This is a genomic window from Curtobacterium sp. 260 (assembly GCF_030803485.1).
Classification (GTDB): Bacteria; Actinomycetota; Actinomycetes; order Actinomycetales; family Microbacteriaceae; genus Curtobacterium.
Genome location: NZ_JAURUY010000003.1, coordinates 44,067 through 63,546 on the forward strand (window position 1 = coordinate 44,067; position 19,480 = coordinate 63,546).

General features: G+C 68.6%; 12 protein-coding genes. 1 reads left to right on the forward strand and 11 read right to left on the reverse strand.

Translation table 11 applies throughout. The annotated features are described in order from the left end of the window. Positions 1 to 5: 5 nt before the first annotated feature. The 8 genes from J2X59_RS04645 to J2X59_RS04680 all read right to left on the reverse strand — a co-directional run bounded on the left by J2X59_RS04645 (position 6) and on the right by J2X59_RS04680 (position 10,154). Positions 6 to 836 (reverse strand): prepilin peptidase, encoded by an 831-nt coding sequence (locus J2X59_RS04645; protein WP_326495847.1) that lies wholly within the window; start codon positions 834 to 836, stop codon positions 6 to 8. After that, on the reverse strand, positions 833 to 2,707 hold the full coding sequence (locus J2X59_RS04650; RefSeq protein WP_326495848.1) for a hypothetical protein: 1,875 nt from the start codon (positions 2,705 to 2,707) through the stop codon (positions 833 to 835). The genes J2X59_RS04645 and J2X59_RS04650 overlap by 4 nt, the downstream gene beginning before the upstream one ends. Beyond that, entirely contained in the window at positions 2,704 to 3,408 is a 705-nt protein-coding gene (locus J2X59_RS04655) for a PulJ/GspJ family protein (RefSeq protein ID WP_326495849.1), read from the reverse strand. Before J2X59_RS04655 ends, J2X59_RS04650 begins: the two co-directional genes overlap by 4 nt. After that, a complete protein-coding gene (locus J2X59_RS04660) occupies positions 3,405 to 4,865 on the reverse strand; it encodes a hypothetical protein (protein ID WP_326495850.1) in 1,461 nt (486 codons plus the stop codon). Before J2X59_RS04660 ends, J2X59_RS04655 begins: the two co-directional genes overlap by 4 nt. 75 nt (positions 4,866 to 4,940) lie before the next feature. Then, positions 4,941 to 5,375 (reverse strand): type IV pilin protein, encoded by a 435-nt coding sequence (locus J2X59_RS04665; RefSeq protein WP_326495851.1) that lies wholly within the window; start codon positions 5,373 to 5,375, stop codon positions 4,941 to 4,943. 192 nt (positions 5,376 to 5,567) lie between these two features. Continuing rightward, on the reverse strand, positions 5,568 to 6,791 hold the full coding sequence (locus J2X59_RS04670; RefSeq protein WP_081985133.1) for a type II secretion system F family protein: 1,224 nt from the start codon (positions 6,789 to 6,791) through the stop codon (positions 5,568 to 5,570). Continuing rightward, a complete protein-coding gene (locus tag J2X59_RS04675; RefSeq protein ID WP_081985135.1) occupies positions 6,791 to 8,464 on the reverse strand; it encodes a type IV pilus twitching motility protein PilT in 1,674 nt (557 codons plus the stop codon). Before J2X59_RS04675 ends, J2X59_RS04670 begins: the two co-directional genes overlap by 1 nt. A gap of 19 nt (positions 8,465 to 8,483) precedes the next feature. Continuing rightward, positions 8,484 to 10,154, reverse strand: a complete 1,671-nt coding sequence (locus tag J2X59_RS04680) for a GspE/PulE family protein (protein ID WP_326495852.1) — start codon at positions 10,152 to 10,154, stop codon at positions 8,484 to 8,486. Between the two features lie 369 nt (positions 10,155 to 10,523). Between J2X59_RS04680 and J2X59_RS04685 the strand changes: the two genes are divergently transcribed. Next, on the forward strand, positions 10,524 to 10,889 hold the full coding sequence (locus tag J2X59_RS04685) for a VOC family protein (protein WP_058728464.1): 366 nt from the start codon (positions 10,524 to 10,526) through the stop codon (positions 10,887 to 10,889). A gap of 146 nt (positions 10,890 to 11,035) precedes the next feature. On the opposite strand, the gene J2X59_RS04690 is transcribed toward J2X59_RS04685, so the two are convergent. The 3 genes from J2X59_RS04690 to J2X59_RS04700 all read right to left on the reverse strand — a co-directional run bounded on the left by J2X59_RS04690 (position 11,036) and on the right by J2X59_RS04700 (position 19,376). After that, on the reverse strand, positions 11,036 to 14,917 hold the full coding sequence (locus tag J2X59_RS04690; protein ID WP_066657075.1) for a DNA-directed RNA polymerase subunit beta': 3,882 nt from the start codon (positions 14,915 to 14,917) through the stop codon (positions 11,036 to 11,038). A gap of 47 nt (positions 14,918 to 14,964) precedes the next feature. After that, complete coding sequence (gene rpoB / locus J2X59_RS04695; RefSeq protein ID WP_066657077.1) at positions 14,965 to 18,453, reverse strand: DNA-directed RNA polymerase subunit beta; 3,489 nt, start codon at positions 18,451 to 18,453, stop codon at positions 14,965 to 14,967. Between the two features lie 347 nt (positions 18,454 to 18,800). Continuing rightward, entirely contained in the window at positions 18,801 to 19,376 is a 576-nt protein-coding gene (locus tag J2X59_RS04700) for a hypothetical protein (RefSeq protein ID WP_326495853.1), read from the reverse strand. Positions 19,377 to 19,480: the final 104 nt, after the last annotated feature.

The following is a 19,480-nucleotide window of genomic DNA, read 5'->3' on the forward strand; positions in this document are numbered from 1 at the left end:
GAGGGTCAGGAGAGGCCGAGGAGCCCGAGGTAGGCCGACCAGAGGGGTACGCCGAGGACGATGCCGATCCAGGCGCCGACGAGCATCGACGGCCCGAAGGGGACTCCGCTGCCCATCCGTGCGCGACCGACGGCGACGAGTGCGATCGCGACCGTACCGCCGACGAGGAAGCCGCCGAAAGCTCCCACTGCGAGGGGTCCCCATCCGAGGTACGCGAGCACGAGGCCGAGGACCACGGCGAGCTTGACGTCGCCGAGCCCCATCCCCCCGGGGACCGCGAGCGCCAGGACCAGGTACGCACCACCGAGCACGACGGCGCCGAGGAGACCGCGCAGCAAGGCGCCCCAGTCTCCGGACACCGCGGACACCGCGCCGAGGAGCACCAGCAGCACGACAGCAGCCGGGTAGACGACGGCGTTCGGCAGCCGGTGCGTGTCGAGGTCGATCAGCGAGAGCGCGACGCTCACCGCCATCAGGAACAGCAGGGCGGCGAGCATCACGGTCCGACCGAGGGCCTCGCCGACGGTGGTGGCGCCGAGCGGCTGGGGGACGACGAGGGCGACGAGCACGAACAGGACCGCGGTCGCGCCCTCGACCGCGGGGTAGCGGGCCGAGATGGGAGCGGCGCAGTCGCGGCACCGCGCGCGCAGCAGCAGCCACGAGAGAACCGGGACGTTGTCCCGCCTGCGGATCGGGTGGTCGCATCGCGGGCACGCGCTCGCCGGCGCGACGACGGAGATCGCGGCGGGGACACGGTGCACGACGACGTTGAGGAAGGAGCCGATCGCCAGACCGAGCACACCGGCCAGGGCGGCGAGGACCCAGGCGGCGCTCACCGGCAGGCTCCCGTGCTCGTCCTCGCGCACGCACCGTCGACCTGGTACGCGGACTGCACCTCGACCTGCGTCGTCACGCCGTACGAGGTCGAGACGGGCTGCAGGAACTTCGGCGGGGCGGTGGTGAGCAGCCGCTGGTCGTACACGTAGTTCTTCGAGAAGCCGGTGTTCCCGGTGGTCGCGACCGGTCCGCGCCAGTTCTGCGCGATGGAGCCGACGACCTTGAGCGTGCCGAGCTTCGGTCCGACGTCGTAGTTCTGGTTCCAGAACGTCCCGGCGTTGCTGGCGATGGCACCGCTGATGGTGATGCCGTCCCCGGTCGAGCGGTTCAGCAGGGCGATCCCCGAGTTGTTGCAGGCGGTGCCGTCGGACGCGTACGAGGTGCACTTGGTCGGGTTGTACACCTCGACCGCGTTCTGGCCGACGAGGCCGAGGATGTCGGTGGTGGGGTCGGCGTACGTCACGCTGCCGGTCGCCCAGATCGTGCCCGACGAGGCGATCGTCATCGCGCCGGCGAACGGCCCGCTGACGAAGACGTCGCCGGCGGTGCACGAGTAGGTGTCCGGCGCGGAACCGGCCTGCGTCGTGTTGTTGCGGCCGGCGCTGCGGCCGTTCACCCACTCCCCTGCGGCCGGGTAGCCCATGCCGTTGCTGAACGGCTGGTTCGCCTTCGTCGTCGCCCGGCCGTTCGCCCCGACCGTGACCGTCGTCGTGCAGTAGGTGTTGGTGTACTTCGACGGGAAGGTCCCCGACCAGGTGTTCACGTTGTTCGTCGCCGACGGGACGTCCTGCACGTACACGAGGTTCGCGGGCAGCGTGGGGATCGTCGCGCCGCCCTGGCTCTGCAGGGCGTCGATCGACCCGCAGAGCGACGCTGCCTTCGCGGTGTCCGCGCTCGCGGACACCTCGCCGGACTGGCTGTCCACCCGGATCTGCGTCGCCTTCGACCACGGCGACCAGACCGTCATCTTGCCGCCTCCGAGGAAGGTCACCCGGGTCGGGCCCGTGTACAGGCAGCCGGGACGGGGAACCGTCGCCGGGATGTCGGTCCGGGTCTCCTGGGACATGTTCGAGTTCAGCGCCGGAAGCCCCAGGTACGGCACCGGTGACGGATCACCACCGAGGAACTGGCCGCTGCAGGTCCCGCTGGACGGACGCACCCGCGTGTCGTGCTGCTCGACGCTGCCGTTGAAGGTCGTCGCGCACGCCGCCGTGAAGACGTCGTTCGTCCGGATCGGGCCGTTGAGGACGTCGGTCCCGGCGAACTGCACGGCCTGGCACCTGTTCGACACGCCTCCCTGCCACTGGTAGGCGGTCGTGCAGTCACTGCCGGAGATCGACGGACTCGACGACTCGTAGTTCGTGAAGTACAGGTAGTTGATGAAGCCGTCGCCCTTGAGGTTCGCCACGAGCGACCGGACGCTCCCGCCGGACTTCCCCGTGACGCGGACCCGGAGCACGCCCTTCGACGAGTAGTCGGCGTTGTCGACCTCGTACCGGAAGAACTGGTCCGTGGAGCCCACGACGGACGCCCACTGCGAGCCGCTGCTGGTGAAGGCGGTGTTCTTGTCGTCGCCGGTGAACGTCGACCCGCTCGTCTTGCTGAACTGTGCTGCCGCGTTGCCGTAGAGCGCGTAGCCGTTGTCGTTGGACAGCTTCGACTGGTAGTCGGCCAGGCCGGCGTACGCCGCGGCCATGGCGTTCTGGAAGTTCCGGTCCGTCGCCGACTTCACCGCCCCCGAGGTGGACACCGCGACCATCGTCGCGACGAGCATGAGCATGACCGTGCCGAAGATCACGACGTTCGCCAGGGCCATGCCCCCGTCGTCGCCGTGCGCGCGGCGGAGGGCAGCACTGATCCGGCCGATCACGGCGTCGCTCCGGAGTTCGTGCCGTAGGCCACGTTGAAGAGGTACAGCGTGTTCTGGATGTGGGTGTTGCCCGGGGTGTCCGCGGTGGGGGCTCCGAGCTCGAGGTTCACGCGGACGGCGCGGACCGCTCCGAGCTGCGTCGCGGCCAGGGAACCGTCGGCGAGGGTCGGCAGCGGAGCCCCGTTCGCACCGAGGTAGGTGAAGAGCGGATCGCCGTCCCCGGTCGGGGACGACACCGCTCCGCCGAGGACGGTCGAGCTGGTGGGCGGCTGCGTCGGCGCGGGGAACGTCGTGAAGCCCTTCGTCGTGGTGCCCGTCCACCGGTCGAGCACGATGCCCTTCGCCCCGTTGAGCGAGTACCGCACCTGCACCGGGACGTCGGTGGCGTTGCCGTCGAGGTTCACGAAGGCGGTGAACGTCATCCTCGAACCGTCGGCCTGGGTCACCGCGGACGCGTAGGTGCCGTCCGCCTTCGGCAGCAGGCTCGCTGCGTGCACGTAGCGGGTGAGCGAGTTCATCACGACCGACGCCGATCGCGCGTTCTGGTCGGACCGGGTGTTCGTCGACCCGGCACGCAGCGTCGCGGTGAAGAAGCCCCCGACCGCGACGAGGATCACCATCGAGATGCTCATCGCGACGATGAGTTCCATGAGCCCGACGCCGTCGTCCTCGTGCCGGAAGCGACGGAGCACCCGCATCACGAGGTCTGCCCGCGCGGGTCGAGGGTGAGCGTGTTGTCGTAGCTGATGACGATGAGCGCGGTCTTCCTGTTGACCGTCCCGGGCGTGACCGGCGCGACGTTGGAGGCGTTCGTGGCGATCTCGTTGCGCGACGTCGACCCGAACGTCGTGCCGGACGAGATGGTCCACGTGCCGAAGGGCAGGGCGATGGTGGCGGTGTCCGCGGACGACACCGGGAACTTCATCGTCATGCCCGCTGCGCAGCCCGGATCGCCCGGACCGGGGTTCGCGGAGGAGACCGCGGTGACGTAGCGCCCCTTGACGCCCTTGACCGTCGCGACACCCATGCGCACGGAACCGCTCGAGGGCTCACCCGCGCTCGTCGTGATCACGTCGGGGGTGGCTCCGACCGCTCCGTCCGCGTTGGGTGTGGTCCACGCGGCGGGGCTCGGGCTGAGGCAGTTGACCCTGGCGTTCGGGCTGTTCGAGTAGGGGCCGGCGTAGGCCGTGTACCCGGAGGTGAAGGGGAAGACCAGGAGCGAGGGCGTCGAGGTCGAGGTGATCGCGAGCGTCGTGCTCGTCGTGTCCCAGGGCGTCACCGTGTCGAGACCGCCGCCGGTGCTCGAGAGCACGGTGGGCATGTTCGTGGGGAGCGTCGCCCCGTAGGACTGCGCGTACCCGAGCGTCAGTCGGCTCGCGCGGTCGTAGACGAACGGGACGGGGGCGCTCGCGCCGGCGGCAACGGTGATCGGGGTCTGCTGGGAGGGCTGCTTCTGGTCGGTGTCGATGCCGCCCGCGACGCTGGCGGTGACGGTGTAGTCACCCGGCGCCACGTTCACCGCGTACGAGCAGCCCTGGGAGTCGGTCGGCAGCGGGGAGGTGCTCGGTGCGACGGCGCCGCTGCCCGAGATCGGCGTCAACGAGACGGTCACGCCGGCGAACGGCGCACCGGACGCGTTCGCGACCGAGACGATCACGGTGCCGTAGCCCGGGTCCGTGACGGCGTCGCTCGGGGCGATCGCCGAGGTCATCGACGTGGAGGACGTACCGCCGCGGGCGTTCGGCCAGGACACCGTCGCGACGACGCTCTTGTACGCGAGCTTGCCGTTCGAGGTGCCGCACGCACCGCTCGCACCGTCGCTCTGCACCCACCGCACCGACCGGTCGATCTGGTAGGTCACGCCGCCGAGGGTCTTCGTGTTGACCGCCCCGTCCTTGCTGATGACCTTGAAGATGCCGGCGGTCGTCGCGGCGGCCGTCTGCCGCATCGAGTCGATGTCCTGCGAGGCGAGCGCCACCGCGGTCTCGCGGCCACGGCTCGTCTGGGTGAGCTGGAGGGTGTTCGCGATGCCGTAGGCGATCCCGACGCTCATCACGGCGAAGACCATCATGGCGACCATGACCTCGATGACCGAGAGGCCCGCCTCACGGGTCGTCGGGTCGACCGGGCGCAGGGCGCGCTGCAGGGTGCGGATCACGGTCACCTCCTCGGCGGTGGTCGGAACGATGATGGGGTGACCCGTCTACAGACCGGTCACCCCATCGGGGTCGTACTACACGCAGTTGCCGGCCTTGGTGGCCGCCGTGGTGTCGGTGATGGTGAAGGAGGTCTTCGTGTCGCCACTCGCGCAGATCGAGAACGACGTGCCGGTAGCGGCGGGCGTGTAAACGAACTTGGTCCCATCGCTCTTCGTGTATCCGTACGGCGACATGGTCGGGACGTCCTTGAACTCGGCGTCCGTCGGGAGCTTCCCGTTCTTGTCCGTCTGGAACGCGATGACCGCCGTCTTCGCGTTCGCCAGGTCGGACTTCACCGTCGCGTCCTTCGCGTTGTTCTGCACGTTCAGGTACACCGGGATGGCGATCGCGGCGAGGATGCCGATGATGATCACGACGACCAGGAGTTCGATGAGCGTGAAGCCCTTCTCCTTGTCCTCGAGGAGGCCCTTGCGGCGAGCGTCGAGCTTGCCCATGAGAGCGAAGTACATGGTGGTTCCGTTCTTCTCGGGAATGCGATGGGGGTTGTGCCGCAGACTGCTCCGCCGCCGCTGGCAAGCGTATTGACGGCACTTTCCGGGCATAATCCCGAGAACGGGGGTGATCCGTGCTGCGAAATGCCCCCAGTACCGGGGGTGCGGAATTCCTGACCGGCCCCCGAACGGAGGGCGCGTGCCGTCGAGTTACTTGACGAGCGAGGAGATCTGGAAGATCGGCAGGTAGAGCGCGACGATCATGCCGCCGACCACGACGCCGAGGAATGCGATGAGCAACGGCTCGATGAGCGACGTCAGGGATTCCGTGGTCGATTCCACCTCGGAATCGTAGAAGATTGCGATCTTCTCCAGCATGACCTCGAGCGAACCGGCGTCCTCGCCGACCGCGATCATCTGCGCGACCATCGGCGGGAAGACGTTCTCCTTTGCCAGTGGCTCGGCGATCGATTCGCCTTTCCGGACGCTTTCCGCGACCCGGTCGAGCGCTTTCTGCACGACGAAGTTGTTGGATACTTCTCCGACGATCTTCAATGCCTGCAGGATGGGGACGCCGGCCCCGATCATGTTCGAGAAGTTCCGGGCGAACCGGGCGATGACGATCTTCTTCGTCAGCTGCCCGAAGACCGGCATCCGCAGCAGGATCGGGTCCCGGAACGCCCGGAAGCGGTCCGTGTTCTTGTTCCCCCGGTACCAGAGCCACCCAACGACGACGAGTACCGCCAGGATCGGTCCGGCCCAGCGCATCGCGTGCGAGAGCTGCACGAGGATCCGGGTCGGCAACGGCAGCTGCCCACCGAGCGACGCGAACATGTCCTGGAAGATCGGCACGATGAAGACGAGCATGACGACGACTGCCAGCAGCGACATCACGAGCACCACGACCGGGTAGGTCATGGCCGACTTGATCGTCGACCGGAGCTTGTGCTCCTTCTCGAAGTTCGTCGCGATCGAGTCCATCGCCTGGTCGAGGAATCCGCCGGTCTCCCCCGCGCGGATCATGTTGATCATGATCGGCGGGAAGTCGACCGGGTACTTCGCGACGGCGTCCGAGAACGAGACGCCGCGCTCGACGTCGTCACGCACCTTGCCGAGGATCTCCTTGAGCTTCTTGTTCTCGGTCTGGCCCGCCAGGATCGTCAGCGCACGCAGGAGCGAGAGCCCGGACGAGAGCATCGTCGAGGCCTGGCGCGACATGATCGCGAGGTCCTTGAGCCCGACGCCCTTCTCGAGCCCCGGGATCTTGATCTCGGTCTGCAGCCCGGTGCCGGGCTTCGCCTCGGTGATGGCGATCGGCGAGACGCCCATGCCGCGCAGGCGCTGGACGACCGCGCCCTCCGACGCGGCGTCGAGCCGACCCTTGACGAGCTTGCCGGCGCCGTCGCGGCCCCGGTAGTCGAACGCGAGCGACATCAGTGGCCTCCGGAGTACTTGTCGCCGAAGTCGATCTCGGATGCGGCGATCGCGGCGGCGGACGAGTCGGAGGGCGACTCGACGCGCTGGACGAGCCGGTCGAAGCCGTCCTCGTCGTGCACCTTCTCCATCGCCGCAGCCCGGGTGACGGTGCCGACGTTGACCAGCTCGGCCAGGTCCTGGTCCATCGTGTGCATCCCGGCGTCTCGGCCGGCCTGCATCGCCGAGGTGATCTGGTACGTCTTGCCCTCGCGCACCAGGTTCGCGATCGCCGGCGTCGTCCGCATGATCTCGGTGGCGACGACCCGGCCGGTGCCGTTCGCCTTCGGCACGAGCGTCTGGCAGACGACACCCTCGAGTGTCGCCGCGAGCTGCGTTCGGATCTGCCCCTGCTGGTGCGGCGGGAACACGTCGATGACGCGGTCGATGGTGCCCGGAGCGCTCTGCGTGTGCAGCGTCGCGAAGACGAGGTGGCCGGTCTCGGCCGCGGTGAGCGCGACGGAGATGGTCTCGAGGTCGCGGAGCTCACCGATCAGGATGACGTCGGGGTCCTGCCGCAGCACGTGCTTCAGCGCGGCGGCGAACGAGTGCGTGTCCGCCCCGACCTCGCGCTGGTTGATGATCGCCTTCTTGTGGTCGTGCATGAACTCGATCGGGTCCTCGACCGTCACGATGTGGTCGGCCCGGGTCTCGTTGACCAGGTCGATGAGCGCGGCGAGGGTCGTCGACTTGCCGGAACCGGTCGGCCCGGTGACGAGCACGAGGCCGCGGGGCAGCTTCGCGAACTCACCCACGTGCTCCGGGATGCCGAGCTGCTTGAGCGTCTTGATCTTCGTCGGGATGATGCGGAAGGCCGCGCCCCAGTTGCCGCGCTGCTGGTAGTAGTTCACGCGGAAGCGGAACTCCGGCGACAGGGAGTACGCGAAGTCGAGTTCCTGCTCGTGGTCGAACTGCCCGGCCTGCTCGGGGCTCAACAGGGTCTTCAGTGCGGCGATCACCTTGTTGCGTGCCCAGGGTCCCCCGGGGACCGCGGGCCGCAGGGAGCCGTCGACCCGCACGGTGGGCGGGGCGTCGGCGGTGACGTGGAGGTCCGAGGCGCCCTGGTACACGACCTGCGAGAGCGCCGTGATGAGGTCGGCGTCGGCGACCTCGCGCGCGTGGCGCGTGAAGCCGATCTCGGGGTGCGAGCCGGCGTCGACGGCGCGGCCCTGCGTCGTGGTGGTGACGGCCTGGAGGCTCGTGGTCGGTACCGCGGGCGCCACCGGCAGGTGCTCGGTCACCGTCTCGGCGTAGCCGTACGCGGCCGTCGACGCGGGGACGGCCGCCGGGGGCGTGGCCGGCGCGGCCTGCGGCTGCGCGACCGGGACGGCGACGGGGTCGCCGGCGGGCGGCGGCCACGAGGATCCGCTGGAGGTCGCAGCCGCGGACGAGCCGCCCCACGCCGCCGGTGCGCCCCACGCGGGCTCGGTCGACAGGTCGTACACGGCACTGCTCGACGTCGGCACGGGAGAGCGGTCGCTCGATGACGCCGAGGGTGCCGACGCCGCAGCGGCCGCAGCAGCGGCAGCGAGCCGCGCAGCCCGACGACCGCCGACCTCGTTGCCCGGCTGTCCGGGGTGCCATCCGGCGACGGGGTCGTCGCCGGCCTCGATGTCGTACACCGATTCGTTCATCGTCCTCGTGCTCCCGGGACTACGCGACCACGCGCAGGATCTCGTCGACGCTGGTCATGCCGAGCTTGACCTTCTCCCACCCGTCCTGTCGGAGGGTGAGCATGCCCTGCTGCTGGGCGACGCGGCTGATCTCGGCGCTCGAGGCCCGCGCGACGGCGAGCCGCTCGATCTCCTCGGTGACGGTCATGACCTCGTGCAGGGCGATCCGGCCGCGGTAGCCGGTGTTCGAGCAGACGGCGCAGCCGATCGGCGCGAAGAACTCCGGCACGGCCGCGTCCGCACGGTCGAGGAACCCGAGCGCGTGCAGCTGCTCGGCCTCGTAGACCGCCGGAGCCTTGCACCGGTCGCAGAGCCGGCGGGCCAGACGCTGGGCGACCACCGAGTCGAGTGCGGAGCCGACCAGGAAGGGCTCGATGTCCATCTCGGTCAGACGGGTGACGGCAGACGGTGCGTCGTTGGTGTGCAGCGTGGAGAGCACCAGGTGACCGGTGAGCGACGCCTCGATCGCGATCTGCGCCGTCTCGTGGTCGCGGATCTCACCGAGGAGCACCACGTCGGGGTCGGAGCGCAGGATCGAGCGCAGCGCGGACGCGAACGTCAGCCCGGCCTTCGGGTTCACCTGCACCTGGTTGATGCCGGCCATCCGGTACTCGACCGGGTCCTCGACCGTGATGACGTTGATCTCGGGCTTCGCGACGGCGTTCAGCGTCGTGTACAGCGTGGTCGACTTGCCCGACCCGGTGGGTCCGGTGACCAGGATCATGCCGTACGGCTTCGAGTAGGACCGCTGGTACGCCTGGAAGTTCTGCTCGAGCAGGTTGAGGTCCTTGAGCGTCAGCGACGTGTTCGTGTTGTCGAGGATCCGCATGACGACCTTCTCGCCCCACACGGTCGGCAGCGTCGCCACACGCAGGTCGATCTGCCGACCGCCGTGGCGCACCGACATGCGGCCGTCCTGCGGCTTCCGACGCTCGGCGATGTCGATGTCGCTCATGATCTTGAGCCGGCTGATGACACCGTTCTGGATGTTCTTCGGCGCCGGGGCCATCTCGTGCAGCACGCCGTCGATGCGGTAGCGCACCCGGACCTCGTGCTCGCCCGGCTCGATGTGGATGTCGGACGCGTGGTCCTGGATGGCCTGCGACACGAGCAGGTTCACGAAGCGGACGATCGGCACGTCGTCGAGCGCGCCGTCGGTCAGGTCCACCTGCTGCTGGGTCGGGGCGGCCGACTGGTCCTCGAACGACGAGGTCAGGTCGTTGAGCTCGTCGTCGGCGCGCAGGTACCGGTCGAGGGCGCTCACCAGGTCGCGCTCGTCGACCTGCAGCGGCTTGATCGAGCGACCGGAGGCGGTGCGGGCGTCGTCGATCGCGAGCACGTTCGAGGGGTTCACCATCGCCAGCACGAGCGTCTCGCCCTCGAACCCGACACCGAGCACACCGTGCCGACGGCAGAGCGCCGCGGGCAGCATCGACACCGCCGTGCCGTCGACCGGGTAGTCGGTCAGCGGGACGGTGTGCGCGTTGTTCGAGGCCGCACGCGCGGTGATGTACTGCGCCTCGCTCACCACGCCCTGGTCGACCAGGGTGCGGATCGAGCGCTCGTCGATCGCTTCGTCCCCCGTCATCGAGTCGAGGTGTTCGATCGGCAGTGCGCCGTTGAGGATGAGGATCTCGGAGAGCGTGGCCATGTGTCCCGGAGCCTCCTTCGGGTCGAGACCGGGTCGTGGGGATGCGTCCCGCAGCGGTGCGGCGCCCGTCCACGCTATTGCCGCGGTGTGCGGCGACCGCAGTCCCACAACGAGGGGGCGACGGGGTGGCGGGTGTCCCCAGTGCAGGGGTACCCGCCGGTACTGGGTGGTCCGGACGATGATCGACACGGGTCGATGCTCCGTCGCGAGCGTGCTCGCGGGGTGGGCGGTCCGGCGATCGGTGGAGCACTCGGTCGAGACCCCGGGCTGTGCAGGAACGGACGCGACGGGGTCCACGCGCGGCCGCCGCCCGCACCGCCCCACGACGAAGTCCTCGACGTGCGGCGCCGCCCCGGGCCATGATGAGCCATGGACATCACGAGCGTGACCGTGGGCCTCCCCGTCTCCGACATCGAGGCGTCCTGCCTCTGGTACGGCGCCGTGTTCCAGCGTGCGGACCCCGACCTGGAGCCCGAGGACGGCGTCGTCGAGTACGAGATCGGCGGCATCTGGCTGCAGCTGTACCTCGACGCGGACGCCGAACGGCGTCCGGCGACCGTCCGGTTCGGTGTCGACGACGTCCGGTCCCAGCACGCCCGCATCGGGTCGCTCGGCATCGACGTCGGCCCGGTCGAGTGCGTCGACGGTGCCGTCGACTGGTTCGACGTCCGCGACCCCGACGGCAACGTCCTCAGCCTGTACTCGTTGGTCGACGAGAAGGGCCGCACGGCCTGAGACGCGACCGCGCGCCGGCCTGGAGGCGCGTGGCGGGCCCGTCACGAGCCTCCAGGCCGGCAGCACGCCGCTGACCGGCCACGCGCCGGCAACGAGGAAGGCCCCCGCATCCGAGGATGCGGGGGCCTTCCGGGTTCAGCTCAGGCTCAGTTGTAGGTCCCGGGCGTGAAGTCGTCCGACGAGAAGCTGTCGAAGTCGACGAAGCTCAGGTCGGCGTCCGAGAACGAGGAGTCGTCGGCGAAGATGCGGTTGGGGTACCGCTCCGCCTTGGCTTCCTCGGTCGCGGCGACGTCCACGTCACGGTACCGGCTGAGGCCCGTCCCGGCGGGGATGAGCTTACCGATGATGACGTTCTCCTTGAGGCCGACGAGGTGGTCCTGCTTGCCCTCCATGGCCGCCTGCGTGAGGACGCGGGTGGTCTCCTGGAAGGACGCGGCGGACAGCCACGACTCGGTCGCGAGGGACGCCTTCGTGATGCCCATGACCTCCTGGCGAGCCGAGGCGGTCTTGCGACCCTCCTGCAGCGCCGCACGGTTCAGCGCGTTGTAGCGCGACCGGTCGACGAGCTCGCCCGGCAGCAGGTCGGTGTCGCCGTGGTCGACGACGGTGACCTTGCGGAGCATCTGGCGGACGATGACCTCGATGTGCTTGTCGTGGATCGGCACGCCCTGCGAGCCGTACACGTCCTGCACACCGTTGACGAGGTGCTTCTGGACCTCGCGCACACCCTTGACCCGGAGGACCTCCTTCGGGTCCACCGTGCCGGCGATGAACTGCTCGCCGAGCTCGACGTGCTGGCCGTCCTCGATGAGGAGGGTCGCACGCTTGAGCACCGGGTAGATGAACGGCTCGTCGCCGTTGTCCGGCGTGAGGATGATCCGACGACCCTTGTCCGTGTCCTCGATCGTGACGCGGCCGGGGGCCTCGGCGATCGGGGACGCGCCCTTCGGGGTGCGGGCCTCGAAGAGCTCGGTCACGCGGGGCAGACCCTGCGTGATGTCGTCGGCCGAGGCCGAACCACCCGTGTGGAAGGTACGCATCGTCAGCTGGGTACCGGGCTCACCGATGGACTGGGCGGCGATGATGCCGACCGCCTCGCCGATGTCGACGAGGTTGCCCGTGGCGAGCGAACGGCCGTAGCACTTCGCGCAGACACCGACGGCCGACTCGCAGGTCAGGACCGAGCGCACCTTGATGCTCTCGACACCCGCCTCGAGCAGCGTGTCCAGCAGGACGTCACCGACGTCCGAACCGGCCTCGGCGACGACCGTGCCCTTCGCGTCCGCTGCCTCGGTGGCCAGCGTGCGCGAGTAGACGGTGTTCTCGACGCGCGGGTCGCGGACGAGGGCGCCGTCGGCACCCACGGTCGCGATCGGCAGCTCGAGGCCACGGGTCGTCCCGCAGTCGTCCTCACGGATGATGACGTCCTGCGACACGTCGACGAGACGACGGGTCAGGTAGCCCGAGTCGGCGGTACGGAGAGCCGTGTCCGCCAGACCCTTGCGGGCACCGTGCGTGGCGATGAAGTACTCCGCCACGGTCAGGCCCTCGCGGTACGAGTTGATGATCGGGCGGGCGATGATCTCACCCTTCGGGTTGTTCACCAGACCACGCATACCGGCGATGTTGCGCACCTGCAGCCAGTTACCACGAGCACCCGACGAGACCATGCGGTTGATGGTGTTGTCGACCGGGAAGTTGTCGCGCATCTCCTGCGCGATCTCGTTCGTGGCCTCGGTCCAGATCTTGATCAGGTCGGCGCGGCGCTCCGCGTCGGTGATCAGACCCTTGTCGAACTCGCCCTGGACCTTGGCGGCCTGGACCTCGTAGCCCGCGATGATCTCCTTCTTGCGAGGAGGCGTCACGACGTCCGACAGCGCCACGGTCACACCGGAGCGCGTGCCCCAGTAGAAGCCCGCGTCCTTGATCCGGTCCAGCGCAGCGGCCGTCTCGGTCTTGGAGTAGCGCTCGGCGAGGTCGTTGACGATCGCGGAGAGGGTGCCCTTGTCGGTGACGCGCTGGACGAACGGGTAGTCCGCCGGCAGCGTCTCGTTGAAGAGCGCACGGCCCAGGGTGGTCTCGAGGAGGATCGGCTGACCGACCTCGTAGCCCTCCGGCGCCTCGCCCTCGGCGAAGTGGACACCCGACATGCGGATCTTCACCATCGCGTTGAGGTGCAGCGTGTTCTGGTCCTTGGCCAGGATCGCCTCGGCGACCGACGAGAACGCACGGCCCTCGCCGAGCGCGCCCTCGCGGACGGTCGTCAGGTGGTGCAGACCGATGATCATGTCCTGTGCGGGCAGGGTCACCGGACGGCCGTCCGACGGCTTGAGGATGTTGTTCGAGGCGAGCATCAGGATGCGGGCCTCGGCCTGGGCCTCGACCGACAGCGGCAGGTGCACGGCCATCTGGTCACCGTCGAAGTCCGCGTTGAACGCAGCACACACGAGCGGGTGGAGCTGGATGGCCTTGCCCTCGACGAGCTGCGGCTCGAACGCCTGGATGCCCAGACGGTGCAGCGTCGGCGCACGGTTCAGCAGCACGGGGCGCTCGCGGATGATCTCCTCGAGCACGTCCCACACCTGCGGACGCGAACGCTCGACCATGCGCTTGGCCGACTTGATGTTCTGCGCGTGCGACAGGTCGATGAGGCGCTTGATGACGAACGGCTTGAACAGCTCGAGCGCCATCTGCTTCGGCAGACCGCACTGGTGCAGCTTGAGCTGCGGGCCGACGATGATGACCGAACGGCCCGAGTAGTCGACGCGCTTGCCGAGCAGGTTCTGGCGGAAGCGACCCTGCTTTCCCTTGAGCATGTCGCTCAGGGACTTCAGGGCGCGGTTGCCGGTACCCGTGACGGGACGACCACGACGACCGTTGTCGAACAGTGCGTCGACCGCTTCCTGCAGCATGCGCTTCTCGTTGTTCACGATGATCTCGGGGGCACCGAGGTCGAGCAGGCGGCGGAGGCGGTTGTTGCGGTTGATCACACGACGGTAGAGGTCGTTGAGGTCCGACGTGGCGAAGCGGCCACCGTCGAGCTGCACCATCGGGCGCAGCTCCGGCGGGATGACCGGCACGACGTCGAGCACCATCGCGGCCGGCGAGTTGCCGGTGGCGAGGAAGGAGCTGACGACGCGCAGGCGCTTGATCGCGCGGATCTTCTTCTGACCCTTGCCCTCGGCGATCTGCAGGCGCAGCGACTCGGCCTCGGCGGCCAGGTCGAAGGCCTCGAGCCGCAGCTTGATCGCCTCGGCGCCCATGTAGGCGTCGAAGTAGATCCCGAAGCGGTCCTGCAGCTCGTGGAACACGGCGTCCTCGGGCTTGAGGTCGCCGACCTTGAGGTTGCGGAAGTCCTCCCACACGCGCTCGAGGCGGGTGATGTCCTCGTCGAAGGACTTGCGGACCTGGGACATCTCCTTCTCGGCGGTGTCCTTGGTCCGGCGCTTCACGTCGGCCTTGGCGCCCTCTTCCTCGAGCGCTGCGAGGTCGTCCTCGAGCTTCTTGAGGCGGTCGGCGATGATCGAGTCGCGCTGACCCTCGAGGTTCTTGATCTCGAGGCGCATCTCGTTCTCGAGACCGGGCATGTCGGCGTGACGGCCCTCTTCATCGATGTCGATGATCATGTACGCCGCGAAGTAGATGACCTTCTCGAGGTCCTTCGGCGCCATGTCGAGCAGGTAGCCGAGGCGCGACGGGACGCCCTTGAAGTACCAGATGTGCGTGACGGGCGCGGCGAGCTCGATGTGGCCCATGCGCTCACGGCGGACCGAGGACTTGGTGACCTCGACGCCGCAGCGCTCGCAGACGATGCCCTTGAAGCGGACACGCTTGTACTTGCCGCAGGCGCACTCCCAGTCGCGGGACGGACCGAAGATCTGCTCGCCGAACAGACCGTCCTTCTCGGGCTTCAGGGTGCGGTAGTTGATGGTCTCCGGCTTCTTGACCTCGCCGTACGACCACTGACGGATGTCCTCGGCGGTCGCGAGGCCGATCCGGATGGCGTCAAATGACGTTGCTTCGAGCAATGTTCTTCTCTCTTGCTGAGTTCGAAACGTGTTCGGTACGGGCCGGCTCAGATGTCGTCGACGGACGACGACTCGAACCGCGAGGAGATGTTGATGCCGAGCTCTTCAGCGGCACGGAAGACCTCGTCGTCCGTGTCGCGGAGGCTGACCGCCTGGCCGTCCGCCGAGAGGACCTCGACGTTCAGGCAGAGCGACTGCATCTCCTTCATGAGGACCTTGAACGACTCGGGGATGCCGGGTTCCTGGATGTTCTCGCCCTTGACGATCGCCTCGTAGACCTTCACGCGGCCGAGGATGTCGTCGGACTTGATCGTCAGGAGCTCCTGGAGGGCGTAGGCGGCGCCGTACGCTTCGAGCGCCCACACCTCCATCTCACCGAACCGCTGTCCACCGAACTGCGCCTTACCACCCAGCGGCTGCTGCGTGATCATCGAGTACGGACCGGTCGAACGGGCGTGGATCTTGTCGTCGACCAGGTGGTGCAGCTTGAGGATGTACATGTAGCCGACCGAGACGGGCTCCGGGAACGGCTCGCCGGAGCGGCCGTCGAAGAGCTGCGCCTTGCCGGAGGAACCGATCAGGCGCTCGCCGTCGCGGTTCGGGAGCGTGCTGTCGAGGAGCCCCTCGATCTCGCGCTCGTACGCACCGTCGAACACCGGGGTGGCCACCTTCGTGCCGGGCGCCGCGCTGTGCGCTGCCTCCGGCAGGGCGGATGCCCACTCCTGGATGCCCTCGACGTTCCAGCCCTGCTTCGCGAGCCACCCGAGGTGGATCTCGAGGACCTGGCCGAAGTTCATGCGGCCGGGGACGCCGAGCGGGTTGAGCACGATGTCGACCGGGGTGCCGTCCGCGAGGAACGGCATGTCCTCGACCGGCAGGATCGTCGAGATGACGCCCTTGTTGCCGTGACGACCGGCGAGCTTGTCGCCCGCGGTGATCTTGCGCTTCTGGGCGATGTAGACGACCACGCGCTGGTTGACACCCGAGCCGAGCTCGTCGTCGCCGTCCTGCGCGTCGAAGACCTTGACGCCGATGATCGTGCCCTCTTCACCGTGGGGCACCTTCAGCGAGGTGTCGCGCACCTCGCGCGACTTCTCGTTGAAGATCGCGCGGAGCAGGCGCTCCTCGGCGGAGAGCTCGGTCTCGCCCTTCGGCGTGACCTTGCCGACCAGGATGTCGCCGGGGCGGACCTCGGCGCCGATGCGGATGATGCCGCGCTCGTCGAGGTCGGCCAGGAGGTCCGGGCTGACGTTCGGGAGGTCGCGGGTGATCTCCTCCTTGCCGAGCTTCGTGTCGCGAGCGTCGACCTCGTACTCCTCGATGTGGATCGAGGAGAGCGTGTCGTCCTTCACGAGGTTCTGCGACAGGATCATCGCGTCCTCGTAGTTGTAGCCCTCCCACGGCATGAACGCGACGAGGAGGTTCTTGCCGAGCGCGAGCTCGCCGTTCTCCGTCGCGGGACCGTCGGCGATGACCTCGCCCTGCTCCACGCGCTCGCCTGCGGAGACGATGACGCGGTGGTTGTAGCTCGTGCCCTGGTTCGAGCGGTCGAACTTGCGCAGGTAGTAGGTCTGCGTGCCGCCCTCGTCGAGCTGCAGGGTCACGGCGTCGGCCGAGACCTCGGAGACGACACCCGCCTTGTCGGCGGTGACGACGTCACCGGCGTCGATGGCGGTGTAGCCCTCCATGCCGGTGCCGACGAGCGGCGACTCGGAACGGAGCAGCGGGACGGCCTGACGCTGCATGTTCGCACCCATGAGGGCGCGGTTCGCGTCGTCGTGCTCGAGGAACGGGATGAGCGAGGTCGCGACCGACACCATCTGGCGCGGCGAGACGTCCATGTAGTCGACCTCGTCCTTGCCGACGAGCTCGACCTCGCCGCCCTTCTTCCGGACGAGCACCTTGTCGTCCTGGAAGTGGAAGTCGTCGGTCAGCGGCGCGTTGGCCTGGGCGACGACGAAGTCGTCCTCCTCCGATGCCGTGAGGTAGTCGATGGTCGTGGTGACCTGACCGTTCACGACGCGGCGGTACGGCGTCTCGATGAAGCCGAAGGAGTTGATCCGACCGAACGACGCGAGCGAGCCGATCAGACCGATGTTCGGGCCTTCCGGGGTCTCGATCGGGCACATGCGGCCGTAGTGCGACGGGTGGACGTCGCGGACCTCGACGCCGGCACGCTCACGGGACAGACCACCCGGGCCGAGGGCCGAGAGACGCCGCTTGTGCGTCAGGCCCGCGAGCGGGTTGTTCTGGTCCATGAACTGCGACAGCTGCGAGGTGCCGAAGAACTCCTTGATCGCGGCGACGACGGGGCGCACGTTGATCAGGGTCTGCGGCGTGATCGCCTCGATGTCCTGCGTGGTCATGCGCTCGCGGACGACGCGCTCCATGCGGGACAGACCGGTGCGGACCTGGTTCTGGATGAGCTCGCCGACGGCGCGGATGCGACGGTTGCCGAAGTGGTCGATGTCGTCCACGTCGAGACGGAGCTGGACGGGCTCGCCGTCACGGACACCGTCGAGCGTCGTCTTCTCGGCGTGCAGCGAGACGAGGTACTTGATGGTGCGGACGATGTCCTGCACGGTCAGCACCGAGTCCGAGAGCTGCGCGTCGATGCCGAGCTTGCGGTTCAGCTTGTAGCGACCCACCTTGGCGAGGTCGTAGCGCTTCGAGTTGAAGTAGAAGTTGTCGAGGAGCGCACGCGCGGCCTCGGCGGCGACTTGCTCGCCCGGACGCAGCTTGCGGTAGATGTCCTTGAGCGCCTCTTCCTTGGTGAGGACGGCGTCCTTCTCGAGGGTCGACTCGATCGAGGCGAAGCCCTGGAACTCCTCCATGATCTCCTCGCTCGTCAGGCCGAGGGCCTTGAGGAAGACGGTCACGGACTGCTTGCGCTTGCGGTCGATGCGCACGCCCACCTGGTCGCGCTTGTCGATCTCGAACTCGAGCCACGCACCACGCGACGGGATCACGCGGGCGGAGTAGATGTCCTTGTCGGAGGTCTTCTCCTGCTGGCGCTCGAAGTAGACGCCCGGCGAGCGGACGAGCTGCGAGACGACGACGCGCTCGGTGCCGTTGATGATGAACGTGCCGCGCTCGGTCATGAGCGGGAAGTCGCCCATGAAGACGGTCTGCGTCTTGATCTCACCGGTCATGTGGTTCATGAACTCGGCGTTGACGTACAGCGGCGCGGCGTAGGTCTTGCCACGCTCCTTGCACTCGTCGATGGAGTACTTCGGGTCCTCGAGCTCCGGGGACGTGAACGAGAGCTGCATGGTCTCGCCGAGGTCCTCGATCGGGGAGATCTCCTCGAAGATCTCCTCGAGGCCGGAGTGCAGCGCGAGGTCGGTGCGACCCTGCTCCTGTCCTTCGGCGAGGCGGGCCTTCCAGACGTCGTTGCCGACGAGCCAGTCGAAGCTCTCCGTCTGGAGGGCGAGCAGATCCGGCACCGTGAGGGTGTCCGTGATCTTGGCGAACGAGAGTCGCGAGTGGTTGCGACCGTTCTTGGGGTTGGTGGATGCGTTGGGCGCAGCAGCCAAGGGTGTGACCTCCGGTAGGCCCCGTCGGGCCGGTACTGACGAGCAGCACGTAGGTGAGTGGATTGATCGCTCGGCGCGACCCCGGGACCACCGACACGGAACGCACGACGGCAACGACCGTCGAGGACCTGTGGGATGATCGGTGAGCGGGTCCCGCCGCCATATACGGGACCGGCTGCACCAGGGCGCGTGTTCGACCGCAATATGACGACACACGAATGCCAGGGAGCGCGAACTGTCATCATAGGTCGCCCTGGCGCGCGCTGTCCAGTCCTGGCTTGACCGGATTCGGCGATGGCGTGTATAAGCACACCGACCGCCCCGGGATTCCCGCAGCGCGGCCCGGATCAGTCCTCGAGCGCGTGCAGCAGCTCCTCCGGGTGCTCGGTCCGGACGAAGGTCACCCGCCCCCGGTCGTCCGTGATCCGCACGCCGCGGCCCGGCGTGAGGATGAGCGCCCGCACCCCGCGGCCGAGCCGCAGGCCCACCCCGCCGAAGGTGCGCGCGTCCGCGTCGGCCACCGTCACGTCGGCGATGCGTCCCCGCGCGATCCGCCGCGTCGGCAGCGGCCGGAAGTGCAGGACGACGGCGGCGTCGGTCACCGCGATGCCGGTCCGGGCGAGCAGCAGCAGGGCACCGGCCACGAGTGCGACCACGCCCGGCAGCAGCAGCGCGACCTCCGGTGCGTCCCCCGGCCAACCGAGGACGGCCGCGGTCAGCGCGCCCCCGCCGAGCAGCAGCACGGCGCCGACCACGCGCATCCACCGAGGAGCGCGCTCACCGTCGACGGCCACCGGCCGGGAGGCGCGGTGCGGCCGGGCGGACCGGCGACTGTCCGCCGCGGCGGAGCCGGTCCGGCTGCGTGGCACGCCGGCCGCGCGCCGGGCGGGACGGAGGGTGGGGATGCTCAGGGTGTCGGTCATCGCGGGTCTCCTGCGGGAGTCGTGTTCCTGCCGCGGGCGCCCGGGTCGTCGGACGGCGCACGCGTGGTGCCGTGCGCCGTCGCACGCGGGAGGGCGGCGAGCCT

Excerpts from the sequence above, each read along its gene's own strand:
- J2X59_RS04685 (WP_058728464.1), top strand. The coding sequence starts at position 10,524 with ATGGACATCACGAGCGTGACCGTGGGCCTCCCCGTCTCCGACATCGAG.
- J2X59_RS04670 (WP_081985133.1), bottom strand. The coding sequence starts at position 6,791 with ATGTCGCTCGCGTTCGACTACCGGGGCCGCGACGGCGCCGGCAAGCTC.
- J2X59_RS04680 (WP_326495852.1), bottom strand. The coding sequence starts at position 10,154 with ATGGCCACGCTCTCCGAGATCCTCATCCTCAACGGCGCACTGCCGATC.
- J2X59_RS04665 (WP_326495851.1), bottom strand. The coding sequence starts at position 5,375 with ATGTACTTCGCTCTCATGGGCAAGCTCGACGCTCGCCGCAAGGGCCTC.
- J2X59_RS04675 (WP_081985135.1), bottom strand. The coding sequence starts at position 8,464 with ATGAACGAATCGGTGTACGACATCGAGGCCGGCGACGACCCCGTCGCC.
- J2X59_RS04700 (WP_326495853.1), bottom strand. The coding sequence starts at position 19,376 with ATGACCGACACCCTGAGCATCCCCACCCTCCGTCCCGCCCGGCGCGCG.